18 protein-coding genes are annotated in these 18553 nt (G+C 42.1%); 7 read left to right on the plus strand and 11 right to left on the minus strand.

The genetic code is table 11. From position 1 onward, the window contains the following. The first annotated feature begins 5 nt into the window (after positions 1-5). The 3 genes from gatB to rlmD all read left to right on the plus strand — a co-directional run bounded on the left by gatB (position 6) and on the right by rlmD (position 4349). Positions 6-1439, plus strand: a complete 1434-nt coding sequence (gene gatB, locus ATG70_RS19835; RefSeq protein ID WP_098446149.1) for an Asp-tRNA(Asn)/Glu-tRNA(Gln) amidotransferase subunit GatB — start codon at positions 6-8, stop codon at positions 1437-1439. A gap of 295 nt (positions 1440-1734) precedes the next feature. Further along, positions 1735-2682 carry a diacylglycerol kinase gene (locus ATG70_RS19840; protein ID WP_098446150.1) on the plus strand — a complete coding sequence of 316 codons (948 nt, stop codon included), beginning with the start codon at positions 1735-1737 and terminating at the stop codon, positions 2680-2682. Positions 2683-2978: 296 nt separating this feature from the next. Further along, positions 2979-4349 carry a 23S rRNA (uracil(1939)-C(5))-methyltransferase RlmD gene (rlmD, locus tag ATG70_RS19850; RefSeq protein ID WP_098446153.1) on the plus strand — a complete coding sequence of 457 codons (1371 nt, stop codon included), beginning with the start codon at positions 2979-2981 and terminating at the stop codon, positions 4347-4349. Positions 4350-4429: 80 nt separating this feature from the next. On the opposite strand, the gene katG is transcribed toward rlmD, so the two are convergent. Continuing rightward, positions 4430-6667, minus strand: a complete 2238-nt coding sequence (katG, locus tag ATG70_RS19855) for a catalase/peroxidase HPI (protein WP_098446155.1) — start codon at positions 6665-6667, stop codon at positions 4430-4432. A 377-nt stretch (positions 6668-7044) separates the two neighbouring features. Continuing rightward, positions 7045-7869 (minus strand): Cof-type HAD-IIB family hydrolase, encoded by an 825-nt coding sequence (locus tag ATG70_RS19860; RefSeq protein ID WP_098446156.1) that lies wholly within the window; start codon positions 7867-7869, stop codon positions 7045-7047. Positions 7870-8137: 268 nt separating this feature from the next. Here ATG70_RS19860 and ATG70_RS19865 point away from each other — a divergent pair, with 268 nt between their 5' ends. Together ATG70_RS19865 and ATG70_RS19870 are read left to right on the plus strand one after the other, a co-directional pair. Then, positions 8138-9442: an aldehyde dehydrogenase gene (locus ATG70_RS19865; protein WP_098446158.1), complete on the plus strand. Its 1305-nt coding sequence runs from the start codon at positions 8138-8140 to the stop codon at positions 9440-9442. 113 nt (positions 9443-9555) lie between these two features. Then, positions 9556-10206, plus strand: a complete 651-nt coding sequence (locus tag ATG70_RS19870) for an SDR family oxidoreductase (RefSeq protein ID WP_098446159.1) — start codon at positions 9556-9558, stop codon at positions 10204-10206. 140 nt (positions 10207-10346) lie between these two features. Here the strand turns inward: ATG70_RS19870 and ATG70_RS19875 are convergent, their stop codons facing one another. Next, positions 10347-10514: a YjcZ family sporulation protein gene (locus ATG70_RS19875; RefSeq protein ID WP_098446161.1), complete on the minus strand. Its 168-nt coding sequence runs from the start codon at positions 10512-10514 to the stop codon at positions 10347-10349. Positions 10515-10669: 155 nt separating this feature from the next. Next, complete coding sequence (locus tag ATG70_RS19880; RefSeq protein WP_098446162.1) at positions 10670-11419, minus strand: SDR family NAD(P)-dependent oxidoreductase; 750 nt, start codon at positions 11417-11419, stop codon at positions 10670-10672. 115 nt (positions 11420-11534) lie between these two features. On the opposite strand from ATG70_RS19880, the gene ATG70_RS19885 reads away from it, so the two are divergent. Then, complete coding sequence (locus ATG70_RS19885; protein ID WP_098446164.1) at positions 11535-12425, plus strand: LysR family transcriptional regulator; 891 nt, start codon at positions 11535-11537, stop codon at positions 12423-12425. A gap of 13 nt (positions 12426-12438) precedes the next feature. On the opposite strand, the gene ATG70_RS19890 is transcribed toward ATG70_RS19885, so the two are convergent. The 5 genes from ATG70_RS19890 to hxlA form a co-directional block, all read right to left on the minus strand. Continuing rightward, complete coding sequence (locus ATG70_RS19890) at positions 12439-13038, minus strand: response regulator transcription factor (RefSeq protein WP_098446165.1); 600 nt, start codon at positions 13036-13038, stop codon at positions 12439-12441. Continuing rightward, positions 13035-14171, minus strand: coding sequence for a sensor histidine kinase (locus tag ATG70_RS19895; protein WP_098446167.1), 1137 nt, complete (start codon positions 14169-14171; stop codon positions 13035-13037). The genes ATG70_RS19890 and ATG70_RS19895 overlap by 4 nt, the downstream gene beginning before the upstream one ends. Before the next feature lie 132 nt (positions 14172-14303). After that, positions 14304-15362 (minus strand): fatty acid desaturase, encoded by a 1059-nt coding sequence (locus ATG70_RS19900; RefSeq protein ID WP_098446168.1) that lies wholly within the window; start codon positions 15360-15362, stop codon positions 14304-14306. A gap of 224 nt (positions 15363-15586) precedes the next feature. Beyond that, on the minus strand, positions 15587-16141 hold the full coding sequence (hxlB, locus tag ATG70_RS19905; RefSeq protein ID WP_098446170.1) for a 6-phospho-3-hexuloisomerase: 555 nt from the start codon (positions 16139-16141) through the stop codon (positions 15587-15589). Between the two features lie 7 nt (positions 16142-16148). Beyond that, positions 16149-16778 (minus strand): 3-hexulose-6-phosphate synthase, encoded by a 630-nt coding sequence (gene hxlA, locus ATG70_RS19910; RefSeq protein WP_098446171.1) that lies wholly within the window; start codon positions 16776-16778, stop codon positions 16149-16151. 183 nt (positions 16779-16961) lie between these two features. On the opposite strand from hxlA, the gene ATG70_RS19915 reads away from it, so the two are divergent. Continuing rightward, complete coding sequence (locus ATG70_RS19915) at positions 16962-17324, plus strand: winged helix-turn-helix transcriptional regulator (RefSeq protein WP_098446173.1); 363 nt, start codon at positions 16962-16964, stop codon at positions 17322-17324. A 50-nt stretch (positions 17325-17374) separates the two neighbouring features. On the opposite strand, the gene ATG70_RS19920 is transcribed toward ATG70_RS19915, so the two are convergent. Further along, entirely contained in the window at positions 17375-18172 is a 798-nt protein-coding gene (locus ATG70_RS19920; protein WP_218925502.1) for an alpha/beta hydrolase family protein, read from the minus strand. 135 nt (positions 18173-18307) lie between these two features. Further along, complete coding sequence (locus ATG70_RS19925) at positions 18308-18496, minus strand: hypothetical protein (protein WP_098446175.1); 189 nt, start codon at positions 18494-18496, stop codon at positions 18308-18310. Positions 18497-18553 lie beyond the last annotated feature (57 nt).

The raw sequence follows: 18553 nt of genomic DNA on the forward strand, positions 1-18553 counted from the left end.
TGAAAATGAATTTTGAAACTATTATTGGTCTGGAAGTTCACTCAGAACTGAAGACAAACACAAAGATTTTCTGTAATTGTTCAACGAATTTCGGTGCGCCGCCTAACACGAACGTTTGCCCGATCTGTCTCGGCCATCCTGGTGTTCTTCCAGTCATGAACGAACAGGCCGTTGATTTTGCAATGCGTGCGGCAATGGCATTGAACTGTGAAATCGCTGAAGATACGAAGTTTGACCGTAAAAACTATTTCTATCCAGATAACCCGAAAGCCTATCAGATCTCTCAATATGATAAGCCAATTGGTGAAAACGGATGGATTGATATTGAAGTAAATGGCAAAACAAAACGTATCGGTATTACACGTCTTCACCTCGAGGAAGATGCTGGTAAACTCACGCACGTTGATGGCGAGAACCATTCTCTTGTTGACTTCAACCGTCAGGGTACGCCTCTTGTTGAGATCGTATCTGAGCCGGATATCCGTACGCCAGAAGAAGCGTATGCTTACCTTGAGAAGCTTAAAGCGATTCTTCAATATACGGAAGTGTCTGACTGTAAAATGGAAGAAGGATCTCTTCGCTGTGATGCGAACCTTTCTCTTCGTCCATATGGTCAAGAAGAGTTTGGTACGAAAACAGAGCTTAAAAACTTGAACTCGTTCGCTAACGTACAGAAAGGTCTTCAATATGAAGAAGTGCGTCAGGAGAAAGAACTTCTTGCAGGAAATGTGATCGGCCAGGAAACGCGTCGTTACGACGAAGCTGGTAAGAAAACGATCTTAATGCGTGTAAAAGAAGGATCTGACGACTACCGCTACTTCCCAGAACCAGACCTTGTTCGTCTAGCGATTAATAAAGAATGGATGGACCGCGTTCGTGCGGACATTCCTGAGCTTCCAGACGCTCGTCGTGAGCGCTATGTGAAGGAATATGATCTTCCTGAGTACGATGCGATGGTGCTTACTCAATCCAAGAAAATGTCCGATTTCTTTGAAGTTGCCATTGGCCAGGGTGCTGATCCAAAACAGACTTCAAACTGGTTAATGGGTGAAGTATCGGCTTACTTGAATGCGAACTATAAAGAAATTGACGAAGTGGCTCTTACTCCAGAAGGATTAGGGAAACTGATTTCTCTTATTGAAAAGGGAACAATTTCTTCGAAGATCGCGAAGAAAGTATTCAAAGACCTTATTGAAAAAGGCGGAGATCCTGAACAGATCGTTAAAGACAAAGGTCTTGTACAGATTTCTGATGAAGGCGAGCTTCGTTCTATCGTGTCAGGTATTCTTGATGAGAACGAACAATCCATTGAAGACTACAAAAACGGGAAAGACCGTGCTATCGGCTTCCTCGTTGGTCAAGTGATGAAAGCAACCAAAGGAAAAGCAAATCCTCCAATGGTTAACAAGCTGATTGTAGAAGAAATGGATAAACGCTAAATGGCGAAACCCTCCCAAGTGGAGGGTTTTTTTATGTCTAAAGAGGAGTTTGAGTATGTTCACCTTATTCACTTATTTTCGGCTTTGCTTTTTTTTAGGGAAAAGCCTATAATCAGAACAGAAGGTTAAGCGGAAGAAAACGGTCACGAGATTGTGGGCGTTTTTTGTTTGCGACTATCATATAAATAAGTAACGAGGACATTTAAAATGCCGCGTGCTTTGATACGCTTGAAGATTGAAGAAATATAAACATTCTGCATGAAGAATTAAGATAGAGAAGATAGGATGATGAAGGATGAAACGTGCGAGACTAATCTATAATCCAACGTCCGGAAGAGAACAAGTGAAGAGGTCACTACCATATATCCTCGAACGCCTTGAAAAAAATGGGTACGAGACGTCTGCCCATGCAACCACTTGTGAAGGCGATGCGACGGAAGCAGCGCGCATTGCCGTCGAGCGACGCTTTGATCTTGTCATTGCGGCAGGGGGAGATGGGACGATCTATGAAGTGATCAATGGCATTGCCGAGCAGCCATATCGGCCGAAGATGGGGATTATTCCAGTTGGTACAACCAATGACTTTGCACGAGCGATTGGCGTTCCGCGCACAGTTGAAGGTGCGATGGACGTTCTGTGCAATGGTCTTGAAATGCCAATTGATATCGGTCGAGTGAACGAGCATTACTTCATCAATATCGCAGGTGGCGGACGCCTGACTGAATTAACATATGAAGTGCCTAGTAAGCTTAAAACAATGCTTGGCCAGCTAGCTTACTATATGAAAGGCATTGAGATGCTTCCATCGATTCGCCCTGCAAGAACGAGGATTGAATACGACGGTAAGCTTTTTGAAGGTGAAATTATGCTTTTCCTTGTTTCAAACTCAAACTCCATCGGCGGATTTGAGAAGCTAGCCCCACATGCATCGTTGAATGATGGTCTGTTCGATCTAATGATTTTAAAGAAGACGAACATCGCAGAATTCATTCGCATCGCAAGCAGTGCACTTCGCGGTGATCATATTAATGATCCAAATGTTGTGTATAAGAAAGCAAGCCACATTAAAGTAGAATCAGTTGATAAAATGCAGCTGAACCTGGACGGCGAGTACGGTGGCCCGCTTCCAGCCGAGTTTACGAACTTATACCGTCATATTACAATGATCGTGCCGAAAGAAACGAGCGAAAAACATACAAATGAAGAAGAAGCCGCGCACAAGCGCGCCATTTCAGGTGAGTAGAAATGAAGGAGAGAAGTCAGAGACTGAGAGCTCTGGCTTTTTCTGTTGTTCTCTGTGGATGAGGGGAAGCGGGTTGTGAATTCGGTTTTAGCCAATAAAAATAGATTTTGGCTAATATATTTCAGATTTGGCCAATATATCGAGAGTTTAGCCAATATAATTCCATTTTGGCCAATAAACCATGAAATCAAGCTCGCCTCACATGCAAAAAGCACCGCGCTGTTACATTTCGCGATCCATTCACACTGTGGTACAATTTTTGTACATGAAATCGAACGGAAAAGGACGGAAACCTAATGAGTAATCAAGAAGTACCTGTAAAAAAGAATGACGTTGTCGAAGTAGAATTCAGAGACCTTTCCCATGACGGGGCAGGCGTCGCGAAAATAGATGGATACACGCTTTTCGTCCCGTATGGCATTCCCGGAGAAACCGCGAGCGTAAAAGTGATCAAGACGAAGAAAGGCTATGGCTTCGCTAAGCTGCTGGATGTCAAAGTGGAGAGCGAAGACCGCAACACGCCGCCGTGTCCGATTTTCTATCAGTGTGGCGGCTGTCAAACACAGCACATTACGTATGATAGCCAGCTAAAATTCAAGCACAAGCAAGTTCAAGACGTGATGGAGCGTATTGCGAAAATTGATGTACCTGTTCATCCTGTTCTTGGCATGGAAGACCCATGGCGCTACCGCAATAAAGCGCAGGTTCCAGTTGGTGAACAGAACGGTAAAATCGTTGCAGGCTTCTACCAACAGCGCAGTCACCAGATTATTGATATGGACCAGTGCCTCATTCAGGAGCAGGAGAACGATGAGGTTCTACACGTTGTGAAAGAAATTGCTGAGAAGTACGGCATCCGTGCATACGACGAGCGCTCACATCGCGGAACGCTTAGACACGTTGTTGCAAAATACGGAAAGCAAACGGATGACATTATGGTTGTGATCGTAACGAAAAACAAAGACTTACCAAATCGCAAGAACATCATCAAAGACATCACAGAGCAACTTCCGAAAGTGAAATCGATCGTTCAAAACGTGAATCCGAAGCGCACAAACGTGATTTTCGGTGACGAAACCCGCGTCCTATGGGGATCACCATACATTTACGACACGATTGGTGACATAAAATTCGCCATCTCAGCTCGCTCATTCTATCAAGTAAACCCGGATCAAACGAAAGTGCTTTACGATCAGGCGCTTGAATACGCTGGTCTGACTGGGAATGAAACGGTCATCGATGCTTATTGCGGTATCGGAACCATTTCACTTTTCCTTGCTCAAAAAGCGAAGCAGGTGTACGGAGTTGAAATCGTACCAGAAGCGATTGAAGATGCGAAACGTAATGCTGAGCTAAACGGCATTACAAACGCAGAATTTGCGGTTGGTGAAGCAGAAAACGTCATCCCAGCCTGGAAAGAGCAGGGCATAAAGCCTGACGTCATCGTCGTTGATCCACCACGTAAAGGGTGTGACGAAGCGCTACTTCAAACGATTATTGATATGAAGCCTGAGAAAGTCGTTTATGTATCATGTAACCCGGCAACGCTAGCTCGGGATCTACGGATCTTAGAAGATGGTGGATTTGAAACGAAGGAAGTTCAGCCGGTTGATATGTTCCCGCATACTACTCACGTCGAGTGCGTAACCTGGCTAGAAAAGAAATAAATCATTTCATGCAATATAAAAAAAGGCACCTCTCCCAAACGCTAATTAAAGCGAATGGGAGGGTGCTTTTTTCATTATACTTAAGCGTTAGACGCCATCTTATCCTTACTCATTTTAAGATCAAATCGATCGGCATTCATAATCTTCACCCATGCCGACACAAAGTCGCGCACGAATTTCTCTTTATTGTCTTCTTGTGCATAGACTTCTGCATAAGCACGGAGGATCGAGTTTGAACCGAAGACGAGGTCCACGCGTGAAGCGGTGCGTACGAGTTCGCCTGTTTTGCGGTCGCGTCCTTCGTATTCATTGAAGTTAGCTGGCTTCCATTCAATGCCCATGTCGAGTAGGTTTACAAAGAAGTCGTTCGTTAGTGTACCAACCCGATCAGTGAACACGCCATGCTTCGTACCCTTGTGGTTTGTCCCGAGTACGCGCATACCACCAATAAGAACGGTCATTTCAGGAGCAGTTAGACCGAGAAGCTGTGACTTGTCGACGAGTAGCTCTTCAGGGCTTAACGTGTATTCCTTCTTCTGATAGTTACGGAATCCGTCAGCCATTGGCTCTAATACATCAAAGCTTTCCACATCTGTTTGCTCTTGCGTTGCATCGCCGCGTCCTGGTGCGAATGGAACAGTAACGTCAACACCAGCATCTTTTGCCGCTTTTTCTACAGCTGCACTACCTCCTAGCACGATCAAGTCAGCTAAGCTCACTTTTTTCTCAAGTTTGCTTTGGATTTTCTCATATACGGATAGTACTTTTGACAATTGCTCTGGTTCATTTACATCCCAGTTCTTTTGTGGTTCTAAGCGAATACGCGCACCATTTGCACCACCGCGATAATCAGAGCCACGGTACGTACTTGCAGATGCCCAAGCTGTTGTCACAAGCTCGCTAACGCTTAATCCGGAGTCGAGGATTTTAGCTTTCAAGTTTTCAACTTCAGCAGCAGTCAGTTCATAATCCACATTCGGGATTGGATCTTGCCAGATCAAATCTTCCTGTGGTACTTCAGGGCCAAGGTATCTTTCTTTCGGTCCCATGTCACGGTGAAGTAACTTGAACCACGCACGTGCAAATGTATCAGCGAAATATTCAATATCGTCGTGGAAGCGGCGTGAAATCTTTTCATAAATTTCATCTTCACGAAGCGCCATATCTGCTGTTGTCATCATAGTATTCACTTTGATTGAAGGATCTTCAGCATCTGGTGCAAGGTGCTCTGGTTTAGGATTCACTGGCTTCCATTGGTGTGCACCTGCAGGGCTTTTCGTTAATTCCCACTCATAGCCGAATAGTAAGTCATAGTATCCGTTATCCCATTTTGTTGGATTAGCGGTCCATGCGCCGTCTACACCACTTGTAATCGTGTCACGGCCTTTACCACTTCCGTAAGAGTTCTTCCATCCAAAGCCTTGCTCTTCAATATCAGCAGCTTCCGGTGCGGCTCCAACGTTAGCTTCAGCGTCTCCTGCTCCGTGTCCTTTACCAAACGTATGACCACCAGCAATCAAGGCAACTGTTTCTTCATCATTCATTCCCATACGAGCGAATGTTTCACGAATGTCACGTGCACTTCCTAGTGGATCTGGTTCGCCATTTGGTCCTTCAGGATTGACATAAATAAGCCCCATTTGAACAGCAGCTAGCGGACTTTCAAGCTCGCGGTCGCCTGAGTAACGGTTGTCACCGAGCCACTCTTTCTCGGTACCCCAATAGATATCTTCTTCTGGATGCCACACGTCTTCGCGTCCTCCGGCAAAACCAAATGTGTTCAAGCCCATTGATTCAAGCGCGACGTTACCCGTGATGACGAGTAGGTCAGCCCAAGAAATCTTATTTCCGTACTTTTGCTTAATTGGCCAAAGGAGGCGACGTGCTTTATCAAGGCTCGCGTTATCAGGCCAGCTGTTGAGAGGGGCAAAACGCTGTGAACCTGTAGCGCCACCGCCACGTCCGTCACCAGTACGGTATGTACCAGCTGCGTGCCATGACATACGAATAAAGAGAGGGCCGTAATGGCCGTAATCTGCAGGCCACCAGTCCTGGCTGTCGGTCATTAAGTCACGAAGATCTTGCTTCAGTGCGTAATAATCCAGCTTTTTGAATTCTTCAGCATAGTCAAAGTCTTCCCCCATTGGGTTGCTTTTGCGGTCGTGCTGTTGAAGAAGTTGCAAATTTAACTGGTTTGGCCACCAGTCTTTATTTGTTGTTGCGACTTTTGTCGTTGTAATCGCACTATCTTCCTGAGTTTGGCCATGAGAGACAGGGCATTTCCCAGCTTGGCTGCTGTGCATTTCGTTATTATCCATATTTCAATCTCCTTTCGAATGTAAGAAAATTAATTGTAACTCCTATTAGATTATAATTATAATAAATTAATAATCATTTTGGAAGAGTTATGAACTAATTTTCACAAAATAATTTCAAAACACTACTAGTTAGAGCGGTTACAACTAGTTTGGAAATGAAGAAAGGCACTGGTTAATCTTCCAACGTTCATGGTAAGTAGATAAGAGAACCATCCGATAGCTAGGCAACAGAAGAAGCGCTTTTCTTCCAGTTTCATTCTCCCACTTACTATATACTTTCGATTTATTAACCGGTTTACCTCTTTCAAAAAACAGTTAGAGACATTCATTTAATAGAAAAAGAGAGGCAGTGGTAAACCGCCTCTCTTTTTGGAACTCTATTTTGTTACAAGCTGATCTTTTAATAGAAACTTTTCAACTACTTTTGCGACACCGTCATTCTCGTTCGTATCTGTAATGTAGTCAGAAATCTTTTTGATGTCATCCGGAGCATTCCCCATCGCAACGCCAAGTCCGGCAAATTCAATCATTTCTTGATCATTGTAACTGTCTCCAACGGCAATAACTTCTTCTCGTTTAATACCGAACTCATTAATAAGTTTCTCGATGCTCGTGCCTTTCGTGATTCCTTTATCGGTGAACTCGAGAAAATAAGGCTTGGATCGCATCACGCTGAATTCTTCTCCTAACTCAGCTTGTAGTTTCTTTTCAACTTTCTTGAGATGCTCTGGCTCTCCGACCATGAGAACTTTTACGACGGGTTCCGTGACCCCATCCATAAAGGAATCGACGACAGTAATCGGTAAACCTGTGAGTTCAGCCTCAATCGTTGTGTAGGGGTTTCCTTCTGCAGTAATAATTTCATCTCCAACGTACGTATGAATGTACACATCTTCTCGCGTACTAATGTCATGGAGTCGTTGAACCGCTTCTACAGATAATGTCTGACTGAAGAAATCCTTTTTTGAGTGACAGTTAATAATTTTTCCGCCATTAAAGGATAGAATGTAACTCTCATAGTCTGCGAGGAGGAGTTCGTCAGCATATGAAACCATTCCGAACGTTGGTCTTCCAGATGCAAGCACAACTTTTTTTCCATCTTGCTGCGCTTGCATTAGAGCTTCTTTATTTCGATTAGAAATCGTTTGATCAGCACTGAGCAATGTATCGTCTAAATCTAATACAATCATTTTATAAGACATATGTGATTTTCATCTCCTTACTAGTTTCCCTTACCATTTTACTAGAATTCAGTTAAAAAGGGGGGAGGGTTCCTAAAATGGAAAAAAGTAATGATTATGTAGAGTAGAGAAGATGTCTTTATAAAGACTTGTTTTTTATAGTAAACCCTTTTCAAAGCAAATCAATTGACCATTTTCTATGAGAGGAGTATCTTTGGATTCAACATTCGATTTCGAAAGTTAGACGCTATATTTTGAAACGTTTAAACGAATCAAAGGAGAATATACAATGGAAAACTATCAAGAACTTACATTAAAGCAACAATCCTACTTCAGAAGCGGGAAAACAAAAGATGTATCATTTCGAATAGATGCGTTAACAAAATTAAAAGAGCTCATGTCATCTCATGAACAAGACATTATTGCTGCTCTAAAAGCAGATTTAAATAAACCTGAAACAGAAACAAAGCGCGCGGAGATTGGTCTTGTTTTAGGGGAAATTAATTTCATGATTGAGAATTTATCTGCGTGGTCAACACCAAATAAAGTGGAAACACCATCCACTCATGCAGGAGCAACAAGCTTCATTGTTCCTGAACCATACGGCTCAGCACTCGTCATTGCACCATGGAACTATCCGGTACAACTTGCCGTTGCACCGCTAGCTGGAGCGATTGCCGCTGGAAACTGTGCTGTCTTAAAACCATCAGAGTTAACACCACATACTTCTAATCTTTTAGCTAAGATGATTAATGAGAATTTCCCTGAAGAATACTTGCGCGTTGTTGAAGGGGAAGTAGAAACAAGCACGGCTCTTCTCAAAGAGAAATTTGATTATATCTTCTTTACTGGTAGTACCGGCGTGGGAAAAATTGTGGCAGGAGCGGCTGCTAAGAATTTAACACCAGTGACACTTGAGTTAGGTGGAAAAAGTCCTGCTATCGTGCATGAAGATGCTGACCTTGAGGAAGCAGCAGCGCGAATTGCCCGCGGTAAATTTGCGAATGCGGGTCAAACGTGTGTAGCACCTGACTATCTTCTTGTCCATCGAAAGGTAAAAGATCAGTTGGTTAGCAAAATGAAAGAAGTGATCACCAACACTTACGGAGAGAACGTTTCAGAAAACCTTGAATTCCCCCACGTAGTAAGTGAACGTCATTTTGATCGTTTGAATGAATTCTTGAGTAATGGAGAAGTAGTCGCTGGAGGTAACGCTGACAAATCACGCTTATTCATCGAACCAACAATATTAGATCATATTTCATGGGATGATCCTGTGATGCAAGATGAGATCTTTGGACCTATTCTACCTGTTCTTGTTTATGACGAAATTGCAGAAGCGATTGATGCTGTCGTTGAACGTCCAAAGCCACTAGCACTCTATCTTTTCTCTGATAATGAACAGGTACAAGATGACGTATTAAATACCATTTCATTTGGTGGCGGAGCAATCAATGATACGATCAATCACATGACTTCTCACCACCTTCCATTTGGCGGTGTAGGGAATAGCGGTATGGGAGCTTACCATGGGAAAGCTAGTTTTGATACGTTCTCACACTTCAAGAGCATTTTGAAACGCTCAAATAAGTAAATAGCCTATTTTCATGCTTTATGATGCTTCATAAAGGGTATATGACGAAAGTAGACAACATTGAATCTGAAGTTTTGTTTAATAGGAGAATATACGTAGAAAGGGTGTTGAAAATGAAAGTACTTATAGTTGGAGCAAATGGTCAGATTGGGAAGCATTTAACTTCCTTTATTAAAGAGCATAACGATCTAGAAGCGAAAGTAATGATTCGTAAGGAAGAGCAGGCTTCTTACTTTAAGGATTTAGGCGCAGAAACTGCTGTGGTTGATTTAGAGGAAGATATTAACGCGATCGCGAAAGCTGCTGAAGGCGTGGATGCGATTGTCTTTACAGCAGGTTCCGGTCCAAATACCGGTGCTGATAAAACAATGCTGGTTGATTTAGATGGTGCTGTAAAAACAATTGAAGCAGCGAAAGTAGCTGGCGTAAAACGGTTTGTAATGATTAGTTCTTATGACACAACGCGTGAAGCGATTCAGTCTGCTCCATCTTCATTTTCACCTTATGTAGCAGCGAAGCACTATGCAGATGAATGGTTGCGAGCAACGGATTTAGATTATACGATCATCCATCCAGGTGCCTTAACGAATGATCAGGGAATCGGTAAGGTCAACGCTGCTACTAGAGTAGAAAGAAATGAAATACCTCGAGAAGATGTTGCGAGTGTGATCATAGCGACGCTCGAAAATGATGCAACGATTGGCAAGGAATTTCAAGTCGTGACAGGAACGGAGCCAATTAAAGAAAGCATCCATTCACTTTAACTGAAACTCGATTTTTTAAAAAAGAAATTGCATCAAACAAAGCCCCTTGTTCACAGGCAAGGGGGTTTGTTTTGATCTTTTTATTAAAGGAAGATATTAAAAAACCACCTGGGAATCTCCCCGATGGTTTTGATGAAGTATTAGCAGTCTTTTCCATTAACGAAAGCAGCGCCAACGATGATAAGAAGAATGAACAATACAACGATTAGCGCAAAGCCATTCCCGTAACGAGCGCCACCAACTTGGTTTCCGCAACCGCCGTATCCAGCGCCACCAACCTGGTTTCCACATCCGTAACCATAACTCATGAAATCATCTCCTTTCATAGTTTCTTCTTTAGTGTATGAAGGAGAAGAGGATGGTGCTTAGGTGTTGGACTAGTTAAAAAAAAGTTAGGTGCACTGGTGGCATCATCTAGAACTTAAAGAAAAATTCTACTTAAGAAAAATGGGTTTTGTTCGCTCTATTTAAATGAAGCGTATCCTTCATCAGCCATGACGACACTGCCGTTTATCGCACTAGCTTCTTCTAATGAAAGAAGGTAAACTGCGTCGGCTAGCTGCTCGGGATCTGTGAGTTTATTGCCGATAACTTTTGCTTTCATACCGTCGATTAAGCCTTTATCACGATATCCTTGAACGATTGGCGTATCGACAACGCCAGGTGCGACACCAACAACGCGGATGCCGTATGGTGCTAAATCAAGCGCAGCTGATTTCGTCATCATATTGACCGCCCCTTTTGTTGCATGGTAAGCGAAAGTGGCTGGCGAAGCGAGGACACCAAAAACAGATGTTGTATTGATGATGACGCCTTTCACATTTAAAGCCTTCATCTTTTTAGCGGCAGCCATAATTCCATACGCGACGCCGTGCTGGTTAATGTCGATTACTTTATGATAATCTTCTAAATCAAATTCCGGAAGAGGGGTAGGACGTCCAATTCCGGCGTTATTAAACATCACGTCGATCGTCCCGAATTGTTCAACAGTTTTTTCGATAAGCGCTTCCACATCTTCATAACGCGAAACGTCTGTCTTCACAAAGAGTGCAGCTCCACCTTCTGCTTCAATTAATTCAACTGTTTCAGTACCTTTCTTTTCATCAAAATCAGCAACAACGACTTGATCACCTTTCCTTGCGAACTTTAAACATGTTTGTCTCCCAATTCCACTCGCTCCACCTGTAATTACTACTACTCTATTTGCAGTCATATCTAAGGGCCCCTTTTTAAAAGTATTTCACGGCTTTAGTTTATCATCGTTCATGTTTAATAAATATTTAAATATCGTTATACTTAATTAAGCATTGCTTAAGGAAGTGTGTAGAATGAATATCGAACAAATGGCGTATATCGTTACAGTGGCAAACACGGGATCACTATCGAAGGCTGCGGAAGAACTACACATCAGCTTATCGGCTATCAGCCAATCAATAAGTAAGTTAGAGAACGAAATAGGTTTGAAAATATTTGTGCGTAATCGAGCAGGCGCGGCTCTAACTTCCCAAGGCGAGCAAATTGTATCGAAGGCGAGAGAAGTCATAACAAAGATGGAAGAAGTAAGAGAAGAAGTAAACCGTCAACTAGATATGTTGAGTGGTGAATTAAAGATCGCTACGATTCCAGGACCGATTCATTTGTTAGTTGACGTTGTTTCACGTTTTAAAAGAGCGTATCCCAATGTGAAACTAGAGATCTATGAGAATGGACCGGTAAAAATAATTGAAGAACTGTATCAAAAGCAGTTGGATTTAGGGCTTATTTTAATATCGGAGCGGCTTATTCAAAAACATAACATGCTTTCTTTTGAAAAAGTAAGGGATGGAAAAATGGTCGTAGGGGTAAGAAAGGAATCACCTCTAGCTAGCAAAAAGACGATTAAACCAGAGGATCTTATTCATGAGACGCTCGTTCTTTACGATGATGCTTATATCGAACAATTTGTGGCAGAAACGTTATCGCAATTTGGTTCGCCTGATATTTTGTTTACTACAAACAATACAGATGCAATAAAAAATGCTGTTAAGAGAGGGATTGCAGTAACCCTTGGAATTGACTATTCGTTTGGGAACAGGCATATAAGAGAGCGTGACATTGTTATGGTAGAGATTGAGGAAGGGGAGCAAGAAAATGTGTTCCTTGCTCTTGTGCGTCATCGTGAAGGACAAGCGAATCGTGTTAGACGAGAGTTCGAAGCGAGTATAAAAAAGTATTTTTAAAAAGGCTGGTTCATTATTTGAACCAGCCTTTTTCTTTAAAACGTGAAATCGCTTCGATTCGGTTTGTGACTTCTAATTTATCGAGAATGACGGAAATATAATTACGAACGGTACCTGGAGTAATATAAAGTTCACTTGAGATATCTTTCGTGTTTTTACCATCAGCCATCAGCTGGATTACCTGCTTTTCGCGTTCCGTTAGTGGGTTTTCATTCCCAAAAGCGAGATCGACTAGCTCTGGAGCAAAAATTCGCTGACCTTCTATGATTTTACGAATCGAGCTAGCTAATTCATCACTTGGACTATCTTTTAATAAATACCCACTAACCCCAGCTTTACGTGCTCTTTCAAAATAACCGGCGCGTGCAAAAGTGGTAAGAATAATGATTTTGCACGATACACTACTTAATTCTTCCGCAGCATCGAGTCCGCTTTTCAGTGGCATTTCAATGTCCATAATACATATATCGGGCTTTAATTCTTTCACTAAAGAGATCGCTTCTTCACCATTTGTTGCCTGGCCGACGACTTCCATTCCTTCTTCTAGATCGAGTAGAGAGCCAAGCGCTCCAAGGAGCATACGTTGGTCTTCTGCAAGTACGATGCGTATCACACCGATCCCTCCTGTTCATTTTGTTGAATCACATTTGGTACTCGAATGTTTAAGGTTGTTCCTTGTGAAGAGTGAAATTCAAGAGTTCCGTTTACGAACTCTAATCGTTCTCTCATCCCCTGAAGTCCGTGCCCTTGAAATGACGTCGTTCCTTCGGGGATGCCAATACCATTATCCTCAACTTGGATCAGGACTTCGGTTTGGGATTGCTTCACGAGAACCCTGCACCATGAAGCTTGGCTATGTTTAACGATATTTGTTACGGCTTCTTTCAGACACATACTTAAAACATTTTCGGCAAGCAATGGCGTGTTTTCGAGCTGTGGATTCCCTTCAAGACGAAACTCCATTTCCGCCGCTTGTAGGATTTGTTGCACGCGAATCAATTCATCCTCTAACCTGGCTCCGCGCATATTTGAAACCATTTCGCGAACTTCTTTCAATGCGGTTCTTGCAGTCTGTCTTATGTCATGAATTTCATTAATAGCTGCATCAGGTTTTACTGGGATTAATTTTCGAGCTAAATCGCTTTTTAAACCGATCATCGAAAGCTTTTGACCAAGTGTATCATGTAAATCACGTGCGATTCGTTCTCTTTCTTCAATCACCATTAATTGTGAAATCTTCTCATTGGCGCTTTGTAATTGTTGTTCGAGGTGGTGCTGCTTATTACGGTACCGAATTGTGAATGGAAGGAGAGCAACGCCTAGCACACAGATGAAGATAAACGGAAGCTGTGGAAGCAAGGTATCATCATGTGTAAAGAAAATAATGACTGTTGCTGCAATCGTTGTTGTTAAATGAACAATATAGAGTGAGAGAAAACCAGCTTTATTCTCAATGCTACCAATGAAAAACGCTAAAAATAGAGCGAAGTACACGTACCCAAATAAAATTGTCATTACGATGCTAATCGCCATTTCAATACTGACCCATAAATAAACCAATTTACTATTAGAGATGAAAGAGAGACGGTAGGATAAGAAAAATAAAAGTATGACAAAAATACCGATTGTAATTTCAATAACCGATGATGATCTGAAAATAAAAAAGAAGGGAAGCAAACAAAAAATAATCCAAACATAAGAACTGATCCCGGTGTTCTTAGGAATGATGTGATACCAGCTTTGCATGGGGATCTCCTTTCGAAACGCTATGGTTACAGGATATACCATCTGTATGCGTATGTCACTTATCTACCATTAGTATAATCCCTTTAAAGATATTGAAAAACCCATCCAAGATGAATGGGTTTTTCAGTAATGTTATTTTTCCTGGAAGCTTGGTCTTTTAGCATTCATCATTGCAAGTTTGCCAGGGTTTTTAAGAAGTGGTTTAACTTCTTTAAAGGTAACAAATGTTTTGTTTTTTGTATCATAGAGACGGAATCGAATTGATTCAAGACTTGATAACAACGTAATTGTCGTCGCCTTATGCAATGGTGGCGTAGATTCATGCGCTTTCTCAAGATGATAGTTAGGTACTCTTGGGCTTAAGTGATGTACATGGTGATACCCGATGCTTCCGGATACCCATTGAAGGATTTTTGGAAGCTTGTAATAAGAACTACCATCAACCGCAGCTTTTACAAAATCCCATTCTGTTTCATCTTCATAATAAGAGTCCTCAAATTGGTGCTGTACGTAGAACAACCAAATTCCAAGTGAGCCTGCTACGTAAAGGATTGGTAGCTGAATAATTAAAAACGCTTCCCATCCAATCGCGAGAATCAAAAGAGAATAAATCGCTACAATGGATGCATTTGTAATATATGTGCTCATACGTTCTTTACGTTTCGCATCTTTACGATTGAAACGATTAGCGATAAGGAACAAGTAAATTGGACCAAGACCAAACATCACAATCGGGTTACGGTAGAGACGATAAGCAAGTCTACCCCAAAATGAAGCTTGGGCATACTCTTCAACCGTCATCACCCAGATGTCACCTGTTCCGCGCTTATCTAAGTTACCGCTCGTTGCATGGTGGATGTTATGCTCACGTTTCCATTTTTCAAAAGGAAAGAGTGTGATGATGCCAGAGATTGTCCCAACAATCCGGTTTGCTTTTTGACTTTTGAAGAAGGAACCGTGCGTACAGTCGTGAAAAATGATAAAGATTCGAACAACAAATCCTCCTGCAATCATCGCAAGTGGAACGGCTAGCCAGGTAGAAACGCTTAAGCTCTGGTAAGCGAGAAACCATAGCAATAAGAATGGAAGAAGGGTGTTCAAGAGCTGTCGTACCCCTACGACCGTGTCGGGCTTTGCGAAAGTTGATACACTTTTTTTCAATTCTTTTTGTTTTTGTTTTTGTTCATTCATATGGTTACCCCTTTTTTAGGCATAGTTGAAATAACGTTAAGCCTAATGATAGAGGATAGAGTGTCATGGTGGAAGACACAAACGTCAGGACATAACCATGATAAATGTCATGGGTTTGTTGGGGATATTAGGAAAAACCGTTCTAAAAACTTGTGTCCACTTAGAAATATCACAAAAAAAGCCCCTCAAACCTCTATAGTGAGGCTTGGAGGACTTAAGAAATGCTACTCTAAATTCGCATGTTTCCCATACATTTTATTCGTATCTAAACCTTTCTTCTCCATGAATCGCAAAATAATTGCATCATAGAAAAGCAAAAGGGTTTGTTCGAATAACGATCCCATTGGTTGAATGGTTTCGTAGTTACCAGACTGATCTTTGGGAGAGCCTGGTAGTGTTACGATAATATCTGCTAATTCACCAATTGTAGAGTTGGGATTAATTGTAACAGCCGCAATTTTTCCACCAATGTTCGCAGCTTTCTTCGCAATAGAGACGAGCTGCTTGGTTTCACCAGAACCTGATCCAATGATGATTAGATCACCTTCTTCAAAGGTTGGTGTGACTGTTTCGCCAACAACGTAAGCATCGATGCCCATATGCATCATGCGCATGGCAAAGGACTTTGCCATGAAGCCAGAGCGACCACCGCCAGCAACGAATACTTTCTTGGCTGCTAGTATTTCATTGGCGAGCTGTTCAGCTTCTTCGTCAGCAATGAGATCTACTGAACGATTTAGCTCATCAATAATTTCAGCTAAATAGTGAGTAGTCTGCATAGTAGTATTATCCTTTAATAAGCTTTTGCATTTTTGATGCAACGGCTTTTTTATCGTCTTCACCAGTAATACCGCCACCTACGATGACAAGGTCTGGTTGTACTTTTACAACTTCTTCAAGAGAATCAAGCTTAATCCCACCAGCGATAGCGGTTTTGGCATTCTTCACAACGCCTTTGATTGTTTCAAGGTCTTCGAAAGAATTCTGGCCTTTTGCTTGAAGGTCATAACCAGTGTGAACACAAATATAGTCAACACCTAGTGCATCTACTTCTTTCGCACGAGTTGCAAGGTCTTTCACTGCCATCATATCTACAAGGATTTCTTTCCCTTGTTTCTTCGCTTCTTCAACAGCACCTTTGATTGATTCATCTTCAGCGGCACCAAGAATTGTAATGATATCTGCATTTGATTCAGAGGCTTTCATCACTTCATAACCTGCAGCATCCATAATTTTAAGGTCTGCAAGAACTTCAAGGTTAGGGAATGCGGCTTTCATTTCTTTAACAGCGCGAAGACCTTCGTTGATAACGATCGGCGTACCGATTTCAACGATATCAATGTGCTCCTGAACCTCTTTCACTAGTTCAATTCCTTCTTCTGTGTTTACCAAGTCTAATGCTAGCTGTAATTTCATAATACGTTCACTCCCAATCCATATTTTTTCTTTCTCTCTCTTATCCGACACCAATATAATCGATCTGATGGTGTAGTAGCAAGTATACTGCTTACTATCACATCATGTAAGTACGCACATTAAACTTACATAGTGTCAAAAAGTATACTATGAGTTATAATGGGCTTATACGGAGGTGATTTCGTGTCACGCACCCAGGATAAAACATTCTATTGTGAAAAAGAATTAACGCTTGCGGTTATCGGAGGCAAGTGGAAAATGCTGATTTTATGGCATTTAGGCAAGCAGGGTACAAAACGATTTGGTGAATTAAAGTCCCTTATGCCGGGAATTACACAGCGTATGCTAGTAAATCAGCTAAGAGAATTAGAAGATGACCAAATTGTTCATCGAGAAGTGTACCCAGTTGTCCCTCCGAAGGTAGAGTATTCCCTTACAGAGCAAGGTGAAACATTAATGCCAATACTCGACTCCATGTATGAGTGGGGCAAGAATTACAATCAAAATGTCCTTGGCAAACCGATTGAAACGAAAGAGTCGGTATAAAACACAAAACCCCTGCGCGCTCTGTACAGAGCGCGCAGGGGTTTTACAGGTTAGTGTTCAACCAATAACTGTATTTCTTCTTTGATTGTTTCCCATGCAAAAGATGTTGTGTCGATTAATATGAAGTGTTCCGCTGAAGGAAGCTCAATCAGTTTTACAAAATCACCTTCACCTTCAGCTTCCCGCTGATAGTAGTCGCTAATGCCGATTGGTACGTTAATATCTAATGCACCGTGAACGAGAATTTGCTGAACGCCAAGAGGAAGAAGTTCTACTGGTGATGCGTTTTTGTACCGATCTGGATAGTGCTCTGGTGAACCCCCTATCAGTTCAGCCGTTGGATTGTTGGGGGCAAGAGAAAGAGCTTGATCTCTATAGTTGTGAACGCCATACATCATTTCGAGATCGTTCACCCCTGCTAGACTAACCACTCCATGAAGAGGAAGAGGTTTCTTGATATATAATTCACTACTCTCGTCAATGCGACCTCGCGCAGCAAGCCATGTTGCTAGATGACCTCCAGCTGAATGCCCAATTGTAACAACCTTATCAAGGTTAAGAGGGTAAGAATCAGCAAGCGTCCTTATGTAGTCTGTTGCTTGTGCTGCATCAGTAAATGTTCCAGGATAGCCGCCACCTTGTTGCCCAGTTCGACGGTATTCAATATTCCATGTGGCAAATCCACTTGCTGTTAAATCTTCCACTACTTCTCTCATGATCTCGAGTGTAAATTGTTTTCTCCAAAAGCCCCCGTGAATGACAACGGCAATCGGAAAAGGGCCATCTCCTTTCGGAAGACGCAATTCACCAAATTGATTTTCGTTTTCACCATAGAATATCTTTTCCACGTTGTTAACCACCTCTCTGATCGAAATGACATGCCCCTTCATTATCGCATATCACGTGACACTTTCATCAGATGTTGCACTTAAAAAGCCAATCAATAAACGATTGGCTTTACTGCGAAAAAAGAATAATGATGCCTAGTTACCTAGCTTTATGCCTCTTGCAACGCTATAAAAATTATTTACAATCATAAATGATCCCGTATTGCCTCCACCGGATCCGCTAACCGTATTACTTACGGAGATTGGAGAGATCGTGTGCGCACACTGAACTACCGTTCCGCTGTTGTTCGTAATGATCACTGGCCCTCTAATAAAACAACCCATCTATTTCACTCCTCAAAAGCCGTCTTCTGATAGCAGTATATGGACAAACTGAGTGAA

The organism is Bacillus sp. es.036, from assembly GCF_002563635.1.
GTDB lineage: Bacteria > Bacillota > Bacilli > Bacillales > Guptibacillaceae > Guptibacillus.

Bases quoted from the DNA above. Each gene is read 5' to 3' on its own strand.
- ATG70_RS19860 (WP_098446156.1), bottom strand. From the start codon at position 7,869: ATGTCTTATAAAATGATTGTATTAGATTTAGACGATACATTGCTCAGT.
- ATG70_RS19885 (WP_098446164.1), top strand. From the start codon at position 11,535: ATGAATATCGAACAAATGGCGTATATCGTTACAGTGGCAAACACGGGA.
- ATG70_RS19865 (WP_098446158.1), top strand. From the start codon at position 8,138: ATGGAAAACTATCAAGAACTTACATTAAAGCAACAATCCTACTTCAGA.
- hxlB (WP_098446170.1), bottom strand. From the start codon at position 16,141: ATGCAGACTACTCACTATTTAGCTGAAATTATTGATGAGCTAAATCGT.
- gatB (WP_098446149.1), top strand. From the start codon at position 6: ATGAATTTTGAAACTATTATTGGTCTGGAAGTTCACTCAGAACTGAAG.
- ATG70_RS19875 (WP_098446161.1), bottom strand. From the start codon at position 10,514: ATGAGTTATGGTTACGGATGTGGAAACCAGGTTGGTGGCGCTGGATAC.
- ATG70_RS19840 (WP_098446150.1), top strand. From the start codon at position 1,735: ATGAAACGTGCGAGACTAATCTATAATCCAACGTCCGGAAGAGAACAA.
- ATG70_RS19880 (WP_098446162.1), bottom strand. From the start codon at position 11,419: ATGACTGCAAATAGAGTAGTAGTAATTACAGGTGGAGCGAGTGGAATT.
- katG (WP_098446155.1), bottom strand. From the start codon at position 6,667: ATGGATAATAACGAAATGCACAGCAGCCAAGCTGGGAAATGCCCTGTC.
- hxlA (WP_098446171.1), bottom strand. From the start codon at position 16,778: ATGAAATTACAGCTAGCATTAGACTTGGTAAACACAGAAGAAGGAATT.
- rlmD (WP_098446153.1), top strand. From the start codon at position 2,979: ATGAGTAATCAAGAAGTACCTGTAAAAAAGAATGACGTTGTCGAAGTA.
- ATG70_RS19925 (WP_098446175.1), bottom strand. From the start codon at position 18,496: ATGGGTTGTTTTATTAGAGGGCCAGTGATCATTACGAACAACAGCGGA.
- ATG70_RS19870 (WP_098446159.1), top strand. From the start codon at position 9,556: ATGAAAGTACTTATAGTTGGAGCAAATGGTCAGATTGGGAAGCATTTA.
- ATG70_RS19900 (WP_098446168.1), bottom strand. From the start codon at position 15,362: ATGAATGAACAAAAACAAAAACAAAAAGAATTGAAAAAAAGTGTATCA.
- ATG70_RS19895 (WP_098446167.1), bottom strand. From the start codon at position 14,171: ATGCAAAGCTGGTATCACATCATTCCTAAGAACACCGGGATCAGTTCT.